The organism is Bradyrhizobium zhengyangense, assembly GCF_022012555.1.
Classification (GTDB): Bacteria; Pseudomonadota; Alphaproteobacteria; order Rhizobiales; family Xanthobacteraceae; genus Bradyrhizobium; species Bradyrhizobium zhengyangense.
Genome location: NZ_JAKLTZ010000006.1, coordinates 370,882 through 385,975, shown reverse-complemented (window position 1 = coordinate 385,975; position 15,094 = coordinate 370,882). Strand labels below are relative to the sequence as shown.

17 protein-coding genes are annotated in these 15,094 nt (G+C 64.0%); 7 read left to right on the top strand and 10 right to left on the bottom strand.

Features of this window, described 5'->3' with window-relative positions; genetic code table 11:
- The first annotated feature begins 130 nt into the window (after positions 1 to 130).
- From phbB to L6639_RS24660, 3 genes are all read left to right on the top strand, one after another.
- Positions 131 to 856: an acetoacetyl-CoA reductase gene (gene phbB, locus L6639_RS24670; protein WP_237864223.1), complete on the top strand. Its 726-nt coding sequence runs from the start codon at positions 131 to 133 to the stop codon at positions 854 to 856.
- A 101-nt stretch (positions 857 to 957) separates the two neighbouring features.
- Positions 958 to 1,827: an aromatic amino acid exporter YddG gene (gene yddG / locus L6639_RS24665; RefSeq protein WP_237864222.1), complete on the top strand. Its 870-nt coding sequence runs from the start codon at positions 958 to 960 to the stop codon at positions 1,825 to 1,827.
- The gene (locus L6639_RS24660) at positions 1,824 to 2,108 is read left to right on the top strand and encodes a hypothetical protein (protein ID WP_237864221.1); all 285 of its coding nucleotides are present in this window, start codon (positions 1,824 to 1,826) and stop codon (positions 2,106 to 2,108) included. Before yddG ends, L6639_RS24660 begins: the two co-directional genes overlap by 4 nt.
- 10 nt (positions 2,109 to 2,118) lie before the next feature.
- Here L6639_RS24660 and L6639_RS24655 read toward each other — a convergent pair whose 3' ends face one another.
- The 3 genes from L6639_RS24655 to gloB all read right to left on the bottom strand — a co-directional run bounded on the left by L6639_RS24655 (position 2,119) and on the right by gloB (position 4,119).
- Positions 2,119 to 2,802 (bottom strand): flavin reductase family protein, encoded by a 684-nt coding sequence (locus L6639_RS24655; protein ID WP_237864220.1) that lies wholly within the window; start codon positions 2,800 to 2,802, stop codon positions 2,119 to 2,121.
- A 76-nt stretch (positions 2,803 to 2,878) separates the two neighbouring features.
- Positions 2,879 to 3,301, bottom strand: coding sequence for a cupin domain-containing protein (locus L6639_RS24650; RefSeq protein WP_237864219.1), 423 nt, complete (start codon positions 3,299 to 3,301; stop codon positions 2,879 to 2,881).
- Between the two features lie 50 nt (positions 3,302 to 3,351).
- Complete coding sequence (gene gloB / locus L6639_RS24645; RefSeq protein ID WP_237864218.1) at positions 3,352 to 4,119, bottom strand: hydroxyacylglutathione hydrolase; 768 nt, start codon at positions 4,117 to 4,119, stop codon at positions 3,352 to 3,354.
- A gap of 108 nt (positions 4,120 to 4,227) precedes the next feature.
- Here gloB and L6639_RS24640 point away from each other — a divergent pair, with 108 nt between their 5' ends.
- On the top strand, positions 4,228 to 4,974 hold the full coding sequence (locus tag L6639_RS24640; protein ID WP_237864217.1) for a methyltransferase domain-containing protein: 747 nt from the start codon (positions 4,228 to 4,230) through the stop codon (positions 4,972 to 4,974).
- Between the two features lie 59 nt (positions 4,975 to 5,033).
- On the opposite strand, the gene L6639_RS24635 is transcribed toward L6639_RS24640, so the two are convergent.
- On the bottom strand, positions 5,034 to 5,831 hold the full coding sequence (locus L6639_RS24635; protein ID WP_237864216.1) for a DUF4167 domain-containing protein: 798 nt from the start codon (positions 5,829 to 5,831) through the stop codon (positions 5,034 to 5,036).
- A 463-nt stretch (positions 5,832 to 6,294) separates the two neighbouring features.
- A complete protein-coding gene (gene prmC / locus L6639_RS24630; protein ID WP_237864371.1) occupies positions 6,295 to 7,188 on the bottom strand; it encodes a peptide chain release factor N(5)-glutamine methyltransferase in 894 nt (297 codons plus the stop codon).
- 91 nt (positions 7,189 to 7,279) lie between these two features.
- On the opposite strand from prmC, the gene L6639_RS24625 reads away from it, so the two are divergent.
- Entirely contained in the window at positions 7,280 to 7,705 is a 426-nt protein-coding gene (locus L6639_RS24625) for an HIT family protein (RefSeq protein WP_237864215.1), read from the top strand.
- A 9-nt stretch (positions 7,706 to 7,714) separates the two neighbouring features.
- Here L6639_RS24625 and L6639_RS24620 read toward each other — a convergent pair whose 3' ends face one another.
- The 4 genes from L6639_RS24620 to L6639_RS24605 all read right to left on the bottom strand — a co-directional run bounded on the left by L6639_RS24620 (position 7,715) and on the right by L6639_RS24605 (position 12,567).
- Entirely contained in the window at positions 7,715 to 8,413 is a 699-nt protein-coding gene (locus L6639_RS24620) for an ABC transporter ATP-binding protein (RefSeq protein WP_237864214.1), read from the bottom strand.
- Positions 8,410 to 10,251: a branched-chain amino acid ABC transporter ATP-binding protein/permease gene (locus L6639_RS24615; protein ID WP_237864213.1), complete on the bottom strand. Its 1,842-nt coding sequence runs from the start codon at positions 10,249 to 10,251 to the stop codon at positions 8,410 to 8,412. Before L6639_RS24615 ends, L6639_RS24620 begins: the two co-directional genes overlap by 4 nt.
- A gap of 11 nt (positions 10,252 to 10,262) precedes the next feature.
- On the bottom strand, positions 10,263 to 11,138 hold the full coding sequence (locus tag L6639_RS24610) for a branched-chain amino acid ABC transporter permease (protein WP_237864212.1): 876 nt from the start codon (positions 11,136 to 11,138) through the stop codon (positions 10,263 to 10,265).
- Between the two features lie 94 nt (positions 11,139 to 11,232).
- Positions 11,233 to 12,567, bottom strand: a complete 1,335-nt coding sequence (locus tag L6639_RS24605) for a substrate-binding protein (protein ID WP_237864211.1) — start codon at positions 12,565 to 12,567, stop codon at positions 11,233 to 11,235.
- A 402-nt stretch (positions 12,568 to 12,969) separates the two neighbouring features.
- Between L6639_RS24605 and L6639_RS24600 the strand changes: the two genes are divergently transcribed.
- Positions 12,970 to 13,404, top strand: coding sequence for a hypothetical protein (locus tag L6639_RS24600; RefSeq protein WP_237864210.1), 435 nt, complete (start codon positions 12,970 to 12,972; stop codon positions 13,402 to 13,404).
- A gap of 109 nt (positions 13,405 to 13,513) precedes the next feature.
- Positions 13,514 to 13,987 (top strand): MarR family winged helix-turn-helix transcriptional regulator, encoded by a 474-nt coding sequence (locus L6639_RS24595; RefSeq protein ID WP_237864209.1) that lies wholly within the window; start codon positions 13,514 to 13,516, stop codon positions 13,985 to 13,987.
- 15 nt (positions 13,988 to 14,002) lie between these two features.
- Here L6639_RS24595 and prfA read toward each other — a convergent pair whose 3' ends face one another.
- A complete protein-coding gene (gene prfA, locus L6639_RS24590; protein ID WP_237864208.1) occupies positions 14,003 to 15,088 on the bottom strand; it encodes a peptide chain release factor 1 in 1,086 nt (361 codons plus the stop codon).
- Positions 15,089 to 15,094 lie beyond the last annotated feature (6 nt).

Below are 15,094 nucleotides of genomic sequence, written 5' to 3'. Positions count from 1 at the left end.
CTCAACTAAATACAAACGCCCGGCTCAACGCCGGGCGTTTTGTTCTTGATGTCCGTCAAACCAACCGCATAATCCATCACTAAAAACGATCACTCAGAACGTCCGAAGAGTCCAAGGGAAGGAATACGATATGGCACGAGTTGCATTGGTGACGGGTGGTACGCGGGGCATCGGAGCTGCGATCAGCAAGGCGTTGAAGGCGGCCGGCTACAAGGTCGCCGCGAGCTACGCCGGCAACGACGCGGCGGCTGAGAAGTTCAAGGCCGAGACCGGTATTGCCGTCTACAAATGGGACGTCAGCAGCTTCGATGCCTGCGCCGAGGGCGTGAAGAAGGTCGAGGCCGATCTCGGGCCGGTCGAGGTGCTCGTCAACAATGCCGGCATCACCCGCGACACCGCCTTCCACAAGATGACGCTCGAGCAGTGGAACGCCGTCATCAACACCAATCTCGGATCGCTGTTCAACATGACGCGCCAGGTGATCGAGGGCATGCGTTCGCGAAAATTCGGGCGCATCATCTCGATCTCGTCGATCAACGGCCAGAAGGGTCAGTTCGGCCAGGTCAACTATTCCGCGGCGAAGGCCGGCGACATCGGCTTCACCAAGGCGCTCGCGCTCGAGAACGCCAAGGGCGGCATCACCGTGAACGCGATCTGCCCCGGCTACATCAACACCGAAATGGTGCAGGCGGTGCCGAAGGACGTCCTGGAGAAGAACGTGATTCCGCAGATTCCCGTCGCCCGGCTCGGCGAGCCCGAGGAGATCGCGCGCGCGGTCGTGTTCCTCGCGGCCGACGACGCCGGCTTCATCACGGGCTCGACGATGACCATCAATGGTGGTCAGTATCAGGCCTGATAGGACATCAAGCCTGTAGCGTTGGACGCGACAAGGCGATAGTGAAAACGCAAATGCCCGGCCTCGTGCCGGGCATAAGCGTCCTCAGAGCCTTTTGATCGATGACCCCGCGCACCGCCACACTGATCGGATTGACCGCGATCCTGATGTGGTCGCTGCTGTCAGTGATGACGGTCGCGACCGGCAAGATTCCGGCGTTCCAGCTCGCCGCCATGACGTTTGCGATCGGCGGTCTCGTCGGGCTCCTCACCTGGATCGGCCGCGGTGACGCCGCGAACAGCCTGCGTCAGCCACTGGTCGTGTGGGTCGTCGGCGTTGGCGGCTTGTTCGGCTACCACGCGCTCTATTTCCTCGCGCTGCGCTTTGCGCCGCCCGCCGAAGCCGGCCTTCTGAACTACATGTGGCCGCTGCTGATCGTGCTGTTCTCGTCCTTCCTGCCTGGCGAGCGGTTGGCCGTGCATCACATCATTGGTGCTGTCCTAGGTCTCGTCGGCACAGTGCTGCTGTTCGCCGGCAATACGTCAGGCTTCGCGCCGGGTGCGGTGCCGGGATTGATCGCGGCCTTCATCGCCGCCTTCGTCTGGGCGACCTATTCGGTGCTGTCGCGGCGATTGAAGGCAGTGCCGACCGATGCGGTCGCCGGCTTCTGCCTCGCCACATCGCTGCTCGCCGCGCTGATGCATGGTCTGCTCGAGACCACGGTATGGCCGGAGACCATTTTGCAATGGCTCGCCGTGATCGCGCTCGGCATCGGTCCCGTCGGTGCGGCCTTCTATGCGTGGGACATCGGCATGAAGCGCGGTGACATCCGCGTGCTTGGCGCCGCTTCCTACGCGACGCCGCTGCTCTCGACCGGCTTCCTCATCGCCGCCGGCTTTGCCAAGGCCAGCGCCAACATTGCGATTGCCGCGATCCTGATCGCCGGCGGCGGCTTGATTGCGGCGAAGGACATGGTGTGGAGGAAGCGATGATTCGCTTGATCGCCGTTTTACCGATCCTGATCTCCGTGCTCGCTGCTCCGGGCGCGACGGCGCAAGTCAGTGCGACGCCCGAGACGTTCACGGGTATTCATCGGAGCGAGCGCGGGAATAGCCGACCCGAGACGGTTACGATCACCGATGGAAAATCCTTCATCCAATTGACAGTCGAAGAATATCGAATCGGTGGTTATCGACCGGCCTACGAAAAGCTTCCGACGAGGATTATTCGTCGACTGCCTGTCCGGGCTCCCGCGCCAGCCGATCTGGATTGATGAGCGCGCATCAAGGCGCCGGCTGCCAGCCCGGCGGTCGATACATCGCTTCCGGAATCTGTCCGAGTTCGGAGCGCTGCAAGCGCTCTGGTGTCAGGCCATAAAATTCCTGGAAGCTAAGGATCAGCGGCCGCCATTTGTCGGGATCGATGCGGTTGCTGGTTCCGCTCATCATGATTCCGGGATGCGCATGCACGCGGGTGATGCGGACCTCGATTGCTGCGAGATTGCCGCGCCAGACCGCGTCATCCTGTGCCATGTCGTGTAGATGGGCGACCTTGGCCTCCATCTGCACTGGACATTCAACCGCGCGCGGCGCGCTGACCGTTTCGCCCTGTAGCGCCGTCAAGCCGCTGAGGCCGAACTTGTCCTTCTCGTGCCTGTAGCCGCGATAGAGTTTTCCGAGCGGGACTGGATCCGAGCCCGTAGTGCGGGCGAGGCGGTCGACCGTCGCGACGAGGTCGGCCGACGGCAGATTGAGCACGCATTCGCCGGTGCGAATCATGTTCTCGGTGGTCTTGGAATTGCGGGCGAGTCCGAGCATGCAGCGCCACCCCACCCACCACGCCGAGGACATCGGTGCGAGATTGTGTGAGCCGTCCTCATTGGTCGACCCGATCAGGACGACGGGTGTTCCGAAATAGAGAATGGCCGGGTCGATCTGAACCGTCGGGGGATCGAATGTACCGTGCATCTTGCGCTCCTGCTTATTGATAGCGCCGTCCTACGATGCGCGATGGACCGAACCCACCCGATTCCAGATTGCGGCGCTACGGCTCCCAGCCCTTCGGCGCGAGCTCGAACTTTGCGAACTCGAACGCCGGCGCCACTGTGCAGCCGACCAGCGTCCACTCACCGGTGGTCTTCGCCATTTGCCAGGCGTCCGCCGGCACGATCGCCTGCGGCCGCTCGCCGCCCACAAGATCGGTGCCGAGCCGCACCTCGTGTTGGGAGCAGCCCTCATGGGCGATGCGCAGTATCAAGGGGCTACCGGCGTAGTAGTGCCAGGTCTCGACCGCATCGATCCGGTGCCAGTGCGAGCGCTCGCCGCGCGCAAGCAGGAAGTAGATCAGGGTCGAGCGCGAGCGGCCATTAACGTCGGTGGTCTGGTCGCGAAAGGTCTCGCGGTAATGGCCGCCCTCGGGATGCGGGCGGAGTTCGAGGCGCGCGATGATCTCGGCTGCGGTCGGCATCGATCCCCGTCAGGAGTTAGTCTTCAGGACTTTGCTTTAGGATTTGTTCTTCAGGACTTGTTCTTGCGCTCGCGCAGCTCGCCGAACACTGCGGCGGCATCCGCGCCCTTCATGTGTAGCCTGGCTGCGACCGCCGGTTCATCGGCGCGCAGGAACACGTTTGCTCGCTTCTCATCACCAAGCAGTGAGGGAATCGTCGGCTTGTTCTCTGCCCGCAGCCTCGCAACCTCCGCCGCTCGTGCCTGAAGCGCCGCATTGTCGGGCTCGACCGTGAGCGCGAACTTGACGTTGGATGCCGTGTATTCGTGGCCGCAATAGAGCTTGAAGTCGTCGGGCAGGGCGCGCAGCTTCAACAGCGAGTCCCACATCATCGGATAGTTGCCTTCGAACACGCGGCCGCAGCCGATCGAGAACAGCGTGTCGGCGGCGAACAGCGTCTTTTCGGTGTCGAACACGTAAGAGATGTGGTCGAGCGTATGGCCGGGCGTCTCCAGCACGCGCGCGAGCAGCGTGCCGACCTTGACCACGTCGCCATTGGCAACGCGCAAATCGACGTCCGCAATTTTCGTCGTCTTGTCATACGGCGCGACGACGCGGCAATCGTATTTCTGCTTGAGCTCGGCAACGCCGCCGACGTGATCGCCGTGATGGTGGGTGATCAGGATGTCGGTGAGCTGCCAGCCCTCCCGCTCCAGCGCCCTGATGATGGGGCCAGCTTCGGGGGCGTCGATCGACGCGGTTGCCTTGGTTTCCACATCGTGGATCAGATAACCGAAATTGTCGTTTAAACAGGTGAAAGTACGAATTTCGGCGGCCATGACATCTCCATCGCGCTCAGCCCCGCCAGACAAATATGGCGTTAACGTTGCGCAGGCAATGCAATATTGGGCGCGCGACCGCGCCCCGGCGCATGTTACATTGCCGTCATGACCATCGACGTTGTCGACCTTCGCGAATTTTATTCCCGCCGCCTCGGCATCGTGGCGCGGCAGATGATCAATCGCGGCATCAGGGAACGCTGGCCGGGCGCCGGAGGCCAGCGCGTGCTCGGCATCGGCTACCCGACACCCTATCTCGGGCTGTTCCGCGAGGACGCGGAGCGTTGCATCGCCTTCATGCCGGCAGCCCAGGGCGTGCTCAAATGGCCGACCGGGCGGCCCGCGCTGGCCGCGCTGGTCGACGAGTTCTCGCTGCCGCTTCCCGATGCCGCGGTGGACCGCATCCTGCTGGTCCATGCGTTGGAGATGTCGGACGATCCGGCCGCGCTGTTGCGCGAGGTCTGGCGCGTGCTGTCGCCCTCGGGGCGGGTCATTGCGGTGATTCCGAACCGGCGTGGCGTGTGGACGCGCAGCGACAACACGCCGTTCGGCCATGGCCGTCCCTATTCGCGCTCGCAGATCACGGACCTGTTGCGGCAGGCCTGGTTCACGCCGACCGGCTGGGGCGAGGCGCTGTTCATGCCGCCCTATGCGGGCCGCTGGGTGCTGAAATCGGCGCAGATGTGGGAGCGTGCCGGCGCAGCACTGTCGCTGCCCTTCGCAGGCGTCCACATCGTCGAGGCGACCAAGCAGGTCTATCGCGCGATCCCGGCCAAGCGCGAACGGGCGCGGTTGATTCCCTCCCTTGCAAAGCCGGTGCTGGTGCCGTCCTCGACCACGGTGACGCGGGGCTGAAAACAAATCGTCCCGGCGAGGCCGGGACGATTGCAATCCATCAAGATCGGAAGTGTGACCTACTCGCCCGGGGCGAGATCGTCGCTGGTCGCGGCAGGAGCTGCCTCGCGCTCAGGACGCGGGCCGTTATGCGGCCGGCGACGTCGCCGCGGATAGCGCTCGCCACCGCCGCCATTGCCACCTTCGAAGCCGCCCGGAGCGGCGTTCGCCTGCGGCTGCGCGCCGGTGATGAAGGACGGCAGGCGATCGACGCTGCCAGCATCGCCGACGACAGGCTGCGGCTGGTTCGGCGGTTGCGGCTGCTGATGATATTGCGGCTGCGGACGATGGTCGCGTTCGCGATGCTCGCGCGGCTGCTGCTGATCGCGCTGATAGGGCTGCTGCTGGTTGTCGCGGTTGTCGCGCTGCTGGTAGTCACGCTGGTGGTCGCGCTGGCCGTCGCGGTCGCGCGTGAATGGCTGCTGCTGCGGCGGCTGCGGAACGAAACCCGGCTCCTGGCCGAAGGCCGAAAAATTCTCGCCGTCGTCCTCGCCGTCGTCGCTGCTGGTGCTGACGGGTTCGTCGCCGCGCGGCTGCTGGTTCTGGCGGAACTGTTCCTGGGCCGCCGCGATCAGGCGGAAATAGTGCTCGGCATGCTGGTAGTAGTTTTCGGCGGCAACCGGATCGCCCGAGGAGCGCGCGTCACGTGCAAGCTGAAGATATTTTTCGGCGATGTGGGAGGCGGTGCCGCGGATCTTGATGTCGGGGCCGTTCGATTCGTAGACCCGGGTCATCGGGTTCTGGCCGCGTCGGTTGTTGTTATTGTTGTTGTTGTTGTTGCGGTTGCGCATCCGCTGCTTGTTCTGACCGTTTCTCATGTCCTGCCTTTAATTCCAGCCCTAAAGGTTGCACGCATTACTGATTGCTAGGAGTGACCTGATGACAGCGGTTCACAGGCCTCGCGCGCACCGCGCGCAAGGGCGGCTTGAACCCTGCCAATGTTCGTCGACCGTCGCGCTCAACAAAGACGCGTTCCCCACCCGCCAGCATTGATTGCCAGCGAACCCATTCATATCGCCTGCCGAAACAAGCCCAGCTTTGTTGCGTAAGTCTTCAAGCGCAATATCAGGCTTTCGTTCACGTTGCGGTCGGAGAGCAGCGCAGCTCCAATGGCCATCGCGCTCAACAGGACCTGCGGCTTGGAACCTATAATCAGTAAAGCTCTCGCCCGAGAGCCCGGCTTTCGCCCGTAGGTCTACGGGGCCGGCACCGATGTGTTGATCGGAACGTAGTCGTTCCCACGGGATATTCCAAGAGGTTTTTTCGAGCCCAATCCGGCTTTTATGGGGGCATTTTTCGGGCCGAGACGGCCCGGGGAATGCCCGCCAGGTCAGCCTTAGGGGGCCTGTCGATCAATAACGCGGCGGCTGCCATCAAGGTTTCAATATTCCCGGCTTGGCCCTGTCCGGCCTCGACGATCAGCGCCCCGCCGGGGGTGAGTAGGCCGGCTGCCTGGGGAATCAAGGCCCGGTAGGCATCGTATCCGTCATTGCCGCCATCGAGCGCCAGATGCGGATCGTGCTCGCGAACCTCGATGCTCAATTTCGGAATCTCCCCTGCGGGAATGTAGGGCGGGTTCGACACGATCAGATCGAACGGGCCGCGAAGGGCCGCCGCGTAGGAGCAGGCGACGAAGTCGGCGCGGTCGGCAAGGCCAAGGGCGGCGGCATTGCCCCTGGCGGTATGAAGCGCGGTCAGGCTGAGATCGGTGCCGACACCAAAAGCCTCGGGAAGCTCGTGCAGCAGCGCAAGCAGGATCGCGCCCGATCCGGTGCCGATATCGGCGATAACAGGCGGATGAGAGAGACCGAACTCGCGAAAATGCTCGAGTGCACGCTCGACCACCGTCTCGGTATCAGGGCGAGGGACCAGGGTTGCTTCCGATAAGCGAAACGGCAGGCCCCAGAATTCCCTGGCGCCGAGAATGCGGGCGATCGGTTCATGTGCGAGCCTCCGCTGCGCGTACCCTTCGAGCCGCGTCGCCTCCTCTGGCGTGAGCGGTCTCGTCGCCTGCGTGATCAGGCCCGTCAAATCGAGTCCCAGCGCGGCACCGACCAGCAGGCGCGCATCGAGGGACGGCTCCTCGATGCCGGCCGATTGCAGCAGCGCCGACAGCGTGCGTCGCGCGCTCTCGATGCTCTGTCCGGGATCAAAGCCTGTCGCCAAGGGAACCATCCTGCCTGGCATCGTGGATAGATCGGCTGCCTTGCTTGCGTCAACGGAAAGGAGCGCGTTTGATCGCACCGCGCAGCGAAGGAGGACATCCATGACGGCCTATGACGATCAGAATGTCTTCGCAAAGATCCTGCGCGGCGAGATTCCCTGCTTCGAGGTGTTCAGGGACGAGCGCAGCTTCGCCTTCCTGGACGTCATGCCGCGCTCGCCAGGGCATACGCTGGTGATTCCACGGGCGCCGGCGCGAGGTATTCTCGACATTGCCGATGACGATCTCGCCGCGGTCGCCCGGACCGCCAAGCGGATCGCGGTCGCGGCCATGAAGGCGTTCGATGCGGAAGGGATTATCCTCCAGCAGTTCAGCGAGCCGGCCAGCGGGCAGGTGGTGTTTCACCTGCATATGCATGTCATGCCGGTCCGGGCCGGCGTCGAGCTGCTGCCGGCGCAGACGCGCAAGGAAGACATGGCCGTGCTCGCCGGTCACGCCAAGCGGATGATCGCGGCGCTTGGTCGCTGATCTTCGCGATTAAACGCCGAGATAACGCTGGAGCAGCTCCGGCTGGGCCTTGAGCTCCTGCGCCGGCCCCTCATGCACGATATGGCCGTTGTTGATGATGTAGATCCTGCTCGCCAGTGCCAGCGTCGCCGCCAGGTTCTGCTCGACCAGCACGATGGTCTGACCGGCGGCCGCGAGCTCGCGGCAGGCCTTGACGAGATCGTGGACGATCACGGGGGCGAGGCCCTCGAACGGCTCGTCCAGCAGCACGATCTTGGGATCGCGCACCAGCGCACGCGCGATCGCCAGCATCTGCTGTTCGCCGCCGGAAAGCTCGGTGCCGCGGTTGCTGCGTCGCTCCTTCAGCCGCGGGAACATCTCGTAGATGCGGCCGAGCGGCCAGCGTTTTGGCGCGGTGATGCCCGCAAGGAGGATGTTCTCCTCCACCGACAGGCTGCCGAAGATGCGGCGCTCCTCGTGCACCAGCTGCATGCCGGCTTGCGCGATCTTGTGGCTCCGGCGGCCGGCGATATCGATGCCATCGAACTTCACGCTGCCGCTGCGTGGGGCCACCACGCCCATTAGGCTCTTCAGCGTTGTGCTCTTGCCGGCGCCGTTACGGCCGAGCAGCGCCACGACCTCGTGACGTTCGACATGCATGGCGATGTCGAACAGAATGTGCGAGTCCCCGTAATAGCTGTTCAGGCCAACGACCTCGATCAGGCTCATGCGGCGATCTCTCCGTGCACGCCGCCGAGATAGGCTTCCTGCACCGCGGCGTTGGTCTTGATTTCCTCGGGCGTGCCGGAGACCAGCACGCGGCCCTCCTGCAGCACGGTCACGCGCTCGACCAGCTCGAACAGCGAATCCATGTCGTGATCGATGATGATCATGGTGCGGCCGCGCGCGATCGATTTGAGCAGCCTGACGGTCTCGATTCGCTCGCGCGGGCTCATGCCCGCGAGTGGCTCGTCGAGCAGCAAGAGGCGCGGTGACGTCGCGAGCGCGAGCCCGATCTCCAGCCTGCGCTTCTCGCCATAGGCGAGCGCGGATACGGGCGTGTCGGCGCGGCGGGTCAGGTTGACCAGCGCGAGGGTGTGCTCCACCTGCTCCGTGAGACCCTTGACGCCGGCGAGCGTGCGGAACAGGTCGAGCCGGAATTTTCCGCGCAGCTCGGCGAGGGCTGCGATCGTCAGGTTCTGCCGCACGGTCAGGCCCGTGAAGAGCTGGTTGACCTGGTAGCTCTTGGTAAGCCCGAGCTGGCAGACGTCCGTGACCTTCAGTCCCGTGATATCGCGGCCCTCGAACACGATCTGCCCCGACGTCGGTGCGATCTCGCAGGTCAGCATCTTGAAGAAGGTTGATTTGCCCGCGCCGTTGGGGCCGATGATGCCGCGCAGCTCGCCTTGGTTCACGCTGAAATCGATATCGCTGTTGGCAACGAGTCCGCCATAGCGCTTGGTGAGACCGGTGGCTTTCAGGATCGGGCCGGAATAGGCGGGGTGTGCCACCTCCTTGGCCTGCATCGGCGCGGGCGGAGCTTGCAGTGGCGGCTCGACCTCAGCTTCCTCCGTCTCCGAGGCCTTCCGGGCTCGCTTGCCCGAGACGAGGCCGTAGAGATCGATGAGGCCGCCCACGATCCCGCCACGCAGGAAGCAAACCAGCAGCACGAACACGACGCCGAGCACCAGTTTCCAGGCTGCTCCCAGACCCAGCGCGGACTGAAGGAAATCCTGAAGGAACAGCCAGACGGTGGCGCCGACCAACGGGCCGAACAACGTGCCCCGGCCGCCGATGGCGGTCTGCATCACAAGCTGGCCGGAGGTGTCAAAGGTGAAAGCGTCGGGGGGCATGAAGGCCTGGAGCACGCCGAGCAGGCCGCCGGCAAAGCCCGCATAGGCCGCGGCGATCACGAAGGCCGTCAGCTTGTAGCTATGGATGTTGTGGCCGACCGCGGTGGCGCGCAGCGGATTGTCCCTGATGGCGCTGAAGATGGCCCCGACCGGCGAGCGCACGATCCTGAGCGCAATGATGACGCCGATGAAGTAGCACAGCGCGATGAACTGATAGAGCGACCAGCCATTGGTGAAATGGATGGTGGTGAAGCCGAGATTGAAGCTCGGCGTCGGCACGCCCGGCAGGCCGTTCTCGCCGCCGGTGAAGTCGGAGAGCGGATTGAACTCGACGAAGAAGAACACTTCCGCGATCGCCACCGTGATCATGGCGAAGTAGATGCCGGTGCGGCGCAGCGCGATCAGGCCGATCAGATAGCCGGTCGCCGCCGCCGCGATCATGCCAAAGACCAGCGCGCCCAGCACATTGCTGAAGCCGGCGCGGGTCAGCAGATAGGCGGCGACGAAGCCACCGGTGCCGTAAAAGGCGGACTGGCCGAACGACAACAGGCCGGTGAAGCCGAACAGGATGTCGAAGCCGAGGCCGAACAGGCCCCAGACCAGGATCCGGTTCACCGTGTTCGGCGCGAAGCCGAGATGAGGCAGCACGAAGGGAGCCACGATCAGGCCGACGGCCGTCAGTGTCTCGATCAGGAGCGGGCGTTGCTTGAGCATCAGCGGATCACTTATTCGCGGCCCTGCACGCCGAGCAGGCCATGCGGTCGCACCACAAGCACGAGCGTCATCGCCGCAAACAGCATCACATAGGCGTAGCCGGGGTTGAACATGGAGGTGACGCTGATGATCTCGCCGGCGATCAGGCCGCCGAGAATCGCGCCGGGGAACGAGCCGACGCCGCCGATCACCACCACCACGAAGGTCTGGACCAGGATGTCGTCACCGATGCCCGGGGTCAGCGACACCACCGGCGCATTGACGATGCCGGCAAAGCCGGCGGCCATGGCGCCGATGCCGAACACGATCATGAAGACGCGGTAGACGTTGATGCCGAGCGAATCGACCATCACCGAATCCTCGATGCCGGCGCGCACGATCATGCCGAGCCGGGTGCGGTAGAGCACGATGAACAGCGCGCCGAGCGCGATCGCGACGATGCCGACCACGGCGAGGCGGTAGGTCGGATAGAACATGAAGCCGAGATTGGTGATGCCCTGGAACAACGCCGGCGGCGGCACGATCTGCGACTGGCTCGAAAAGACCAGGCGCACGAGCTCGACGAAACAGATGCCGAGCCCGAAGGTCACCAGCAACTGATCTTCATGCGGGCGGTGATAGAAGTGCCTGATAATGGCGCGCTCCATCAAGACGCCGAGCAGCATCACGAACAGCGAGCCGGCGATGACGGCGAGGATGAACGATTCCGTGTACTGGTAGGTGACGAAGCCGGCATAGCCGCCGATCATGAACATCGCGCCATGCGCAAGGTTGAGCACGCCGAGCGTGCCGTAGATGATGGTCAGGCCGGAGCTGATCAGCGCGAGCAAGGCGCCGAGCGCCAGTCCGTTGAAAAGCTGCGAAACGAGATTGGGCCAACTGATCATGCAATAATCGCTGTCGTGACGCGGCGCTGCGCCAAAAAAGGCGACGCCGCAGGTCCAGAGGTCGGCCTACGGCGTCACAGGGGTTGGCTCGGGATCAGGTGTAGTCGCCGAGATGGCAGCCGAAGGCATCCGGCTTCTGCATCAGGCCTTCACCCGGGACGATCTCGACGACGTCGTACCAGTCTTCCTTGTTCTTCATGTCCTTCTGCTGCTTGCCCTTGACGATGATGACAGGGCGGACGCACTGATGATCCTCCGGGCGGTAATGCACATCGCCGACCAGCGAGGGGATGGTCTCGCCCTTCTCATAGGCCTTGATCACGTCGGGCGGGTTGAAGCTGCCGGCTTCCTCACACATGCGGGCCCAGTGGGCGAAGCTGACATAGGCGTTCTCGGCGCCCCATTCCGGCTTGTAGCCGTACTTCTTCTCGAAGGCCTCGTTGAACATCTTGGCGAGCGGGAACTTGTCTTCGATCGTCCACCAATAATCGGTCGCGGCGTAGACGCCCTGCATCAGGCCGCCGGTCTCGCGCGCGATGAACGGCACCTGGTAAGGGACGACCAGCTTCATCTTGTCGAGCACGCCGAACTGCTTGGCCTGCTGGGTCGACAGCACCGCGTCGTGGCCCCAGTTGACGTTGATGAGCACATCGGCGCCGGAATTCGCGACGTTCAGCAGATAGGACGAATAGTCGGGCGCGCCGAGCGGGGCGACCTGGTTGGTGACGGTGGTCCAGCCGGCGGTCGCGAGGAAGTCCTGCATCGACTTGGTGACGGTGTGGCCGTAGGTGTAGTCAGGCGTGAGATACGCGGCCTTCTTGCCCTTGCCGAACTCCCGCACCATCACCGGGCCGATAGCCGCCGCAGCGGTCTGGCCGAAGAAGTTCTGGCGGACGCCGTAGCGCACGCAGTCCTTGCCGGTGGTGTCGTTCGAGCCGGAGATGCCGCAGACGAACAGCACGTGCTCGCGCTGGGCGAGCTTGTTCAGCGCGACCGCAACGGCGCTCGAGGTGCCGCCCGTGATCATGATCGCCTTGTTCTCGCTGATGAAGCGCTGCTGCGCCTGCACCGCTTCGTTGGGCTTCGCCGCCGAATCCGCGACGCCGAATTTCAGCTCCTTGCCGAGCACGCCCTTGCTGGTCTTGGGTGAAATCTTCTTGATCAGCTCGTGGCCTTCGTTGATGTGATCGATCGCGAGCTGATAGCCCTTGAGCTCGTCCTCGCCCTGCACGGCGTAGGTTCCGGTGCGCGGCACCGATATGCCGATGAAGGCGGTGGAACCCGACACGCCCGCGGGATAGGAGCCGATCGCCGGCTTGTCCTCGGCGAATGCCGGCATTGCCGGCAGCATCGAGCCGCCGATGAGGCCTGCGGTGGTCTGGAGCAGGCCACGGCGCGAAAGGCCGCGGCGGATGAGATCGTCAGTCATGGTGGTTCCTCCGAACATCGTTCTTGTTTGCAGGCAAAACACGACCTGTCCGGCGGCGACCGACCTCATCGGCCTGCCGTGCCGGGCACGTCACATCCGCGTGTAGTTCTTGGACGCAAGCATTGCTTGTGAAGGCCTTCTGTCAATTTCGCCTTTGGTCGAACGACGAAAATTATGTCGTGAATACATATCGGATAACGATATATATTAGTCTTTGTGAGTACGGCTATGGCGGGTTCGGCGAGAGACATGGTGCGGCAGACGACAGTGGCGGGTAGCCGGAAGCAACAATCCTGGCCGCAGGAAACGGAGCGGCAGGAGGCCGCGTGGCCTTCGGAGGGCGGAGATGCCGCTCGCGCGTCCGAGTCGCGCAATCGCCCGGGCGGCGAGCGAGGGCCGGCTGTGGGCGCCGTTCAGGCCAAACGTGCGCCTGCGCCGATGAAGCGGCTCAGCGTCCGAGCCCAGAACGTCCTGAAGGAACTCGCAGTCGAGCTGACCGGCGAGCAGCCGCCGAAGGGCAATTGGTCGCCCTCGCGCGAGCTGTTGCTTGCGCTGACAGCCGAGCGCCTCACGACTGCGCGCAATTGCGGACCCCATACGATGCGGGAGATCGTCGACTGGGCGCAGGGCTGCGGCGTCACCATCAAGCCGGTGATCACAGCAGGCGGCTCGCTGTCGCAGATGTGGGCGGATTTGATTGCCAATGCGTCGGCAGGCGGCCTGACCGCCGCAGAGATCGCGGGCGCGCTGCAGCGCTCCATCCGGCGCAAGAGCGTCCGCATCCCGATCGCATTTCAGGTCATCCTGGTGAAAATCCTGCTGTCCAGCTTCGAATAGGCCATCGGATAGCTGTGCATCCGTGACATCGGCCGGTTGGTCCGGCTGCGGCCGTTTGCTACTTTAGGCTAAGTCTTCCGCGACGGCGGGCGGCATGGTCGAGGCAGGCATGGCTCAAGCGAAGAAAGCGCAGCGGTCGAAAGTGGTGATCTCGGCGAGGCGCAGCACGATGCGTGACTCCGATTACGCGGCGCTGGCGCAGTTTCGCTACCAGATCCGCAGCTTTCTGGCCTTCAGCGAGGCGGCGGCCGCCGAACAGGGATTGACGCCGACGCAACACCAGGCCCTGCTCGGCATCAAGGGCTTTGTCCGTCCGGGCCCCGCAACTGTCGGCGATGTCGCGAAGTTTCTGCTGATCCGGCATCACTCCGCTGTCGAGCTGATCAATCGCCTCGAAAAGCAAGGGCTGGTCAGTCGCGCCGCTGATCCCGAGGATGCCAGGCGCGTGCATCTCAAGCTGACGAAAAAAGGCGAACAGAAGCTGCAGGCGCTCTCGCGCAAGAACCTCGAGGAGCTCCGCCGCGCCGCAAGCCCGGCGCTGAGCCGTCTGTTGAAATCCTTCGGAGAGCCCGGCGAGGCCTGAACGCCCCGCGGCCTGTTAGGCCGCTGCGCCCTGTGCCGCGAGCTGTGCGGCCTGGTGCTCTGTGGTCAGCGCATCGGTCAATTCGCCGAGCGCTTCGCCGGCGATCACCTGCGGCAGCTTGTAGAGCGTCAGGTTGATGCGGTGGTCGGTGACGCGGCCTTGCGGGAAATTATAGGTGCGAATGCGCTCGGAACGATCGCCGGAGCCGACCTTCTCCTTGCGCTCGGCCGAGCGTGCAGCGTCGACGCGCTGCCGCTCGGCATCGTAGATGCGCGAGCGCAGGATGTTCATGGCGGAGGCGCGGTTCTTATGCTGCGAGCGGCTGTCCTGCATCATCACGACGATGCCGGTCGGAATGTGAGTGATGCGGATCGCCGATTCGGTCTTGTTGACGTGCTGGCCGCCGGCGCCTTGCGCGCGCATGGTCTCGATGCGCAGGTCGTCGTTCTTGATCTCGACGTCGACATCCTCGACCTCGGGCAATACGGCGACCGTGGCGGCCGACGTATGGATGCGCCCCTGCGTCTCAGTGTCCGGCACGCGCTGCACCCGGTGCACGCCGGATTCGAACTTCAGCTTGGAGAACGCACCGCGGCCCTGCACCTCCGCGATGATTTCCTTGTAGCCGCCGACAGTGCCTTCGCTCGCCGAGATCACCTCGACCTTCCAGCCCTGCAAGCTGGCAAAACGCTCGTACATCCGGAACAGATCGCCGGCGAACAGCGAGGCCTCGTCGCCGCCGGTGCCGGCGCGGATTTCCAGCACCACGTTGCGGTCGTCCATGGCGTCCTTCGGCAGCAGCGCGATGCGGATCTTCTGGACCAGATCCTCGATCTTCGGATTGAGCTCGTCTCGCTCGGCCTCCGCCATGCTGCGCATCTCGGCGTCGGTTGTGGGATCGGCGATCAGCGCCTCGGTGTCGGCGAGCTCCTTGACCGCAGACCGATACGTCTTCACCGCTTCGACCAGCGGGGCGATCTCGGCGAGCTCGCGCGTGACCTGCACATAGCGCTCAGACGATAGTTGCCCCAGCGATTCGGCTTCGAGCGAGGCGTGATGCGCGAGCAGGACGTCCAGTTTGGCTTCGGGAAGTGACGACATGGTTCA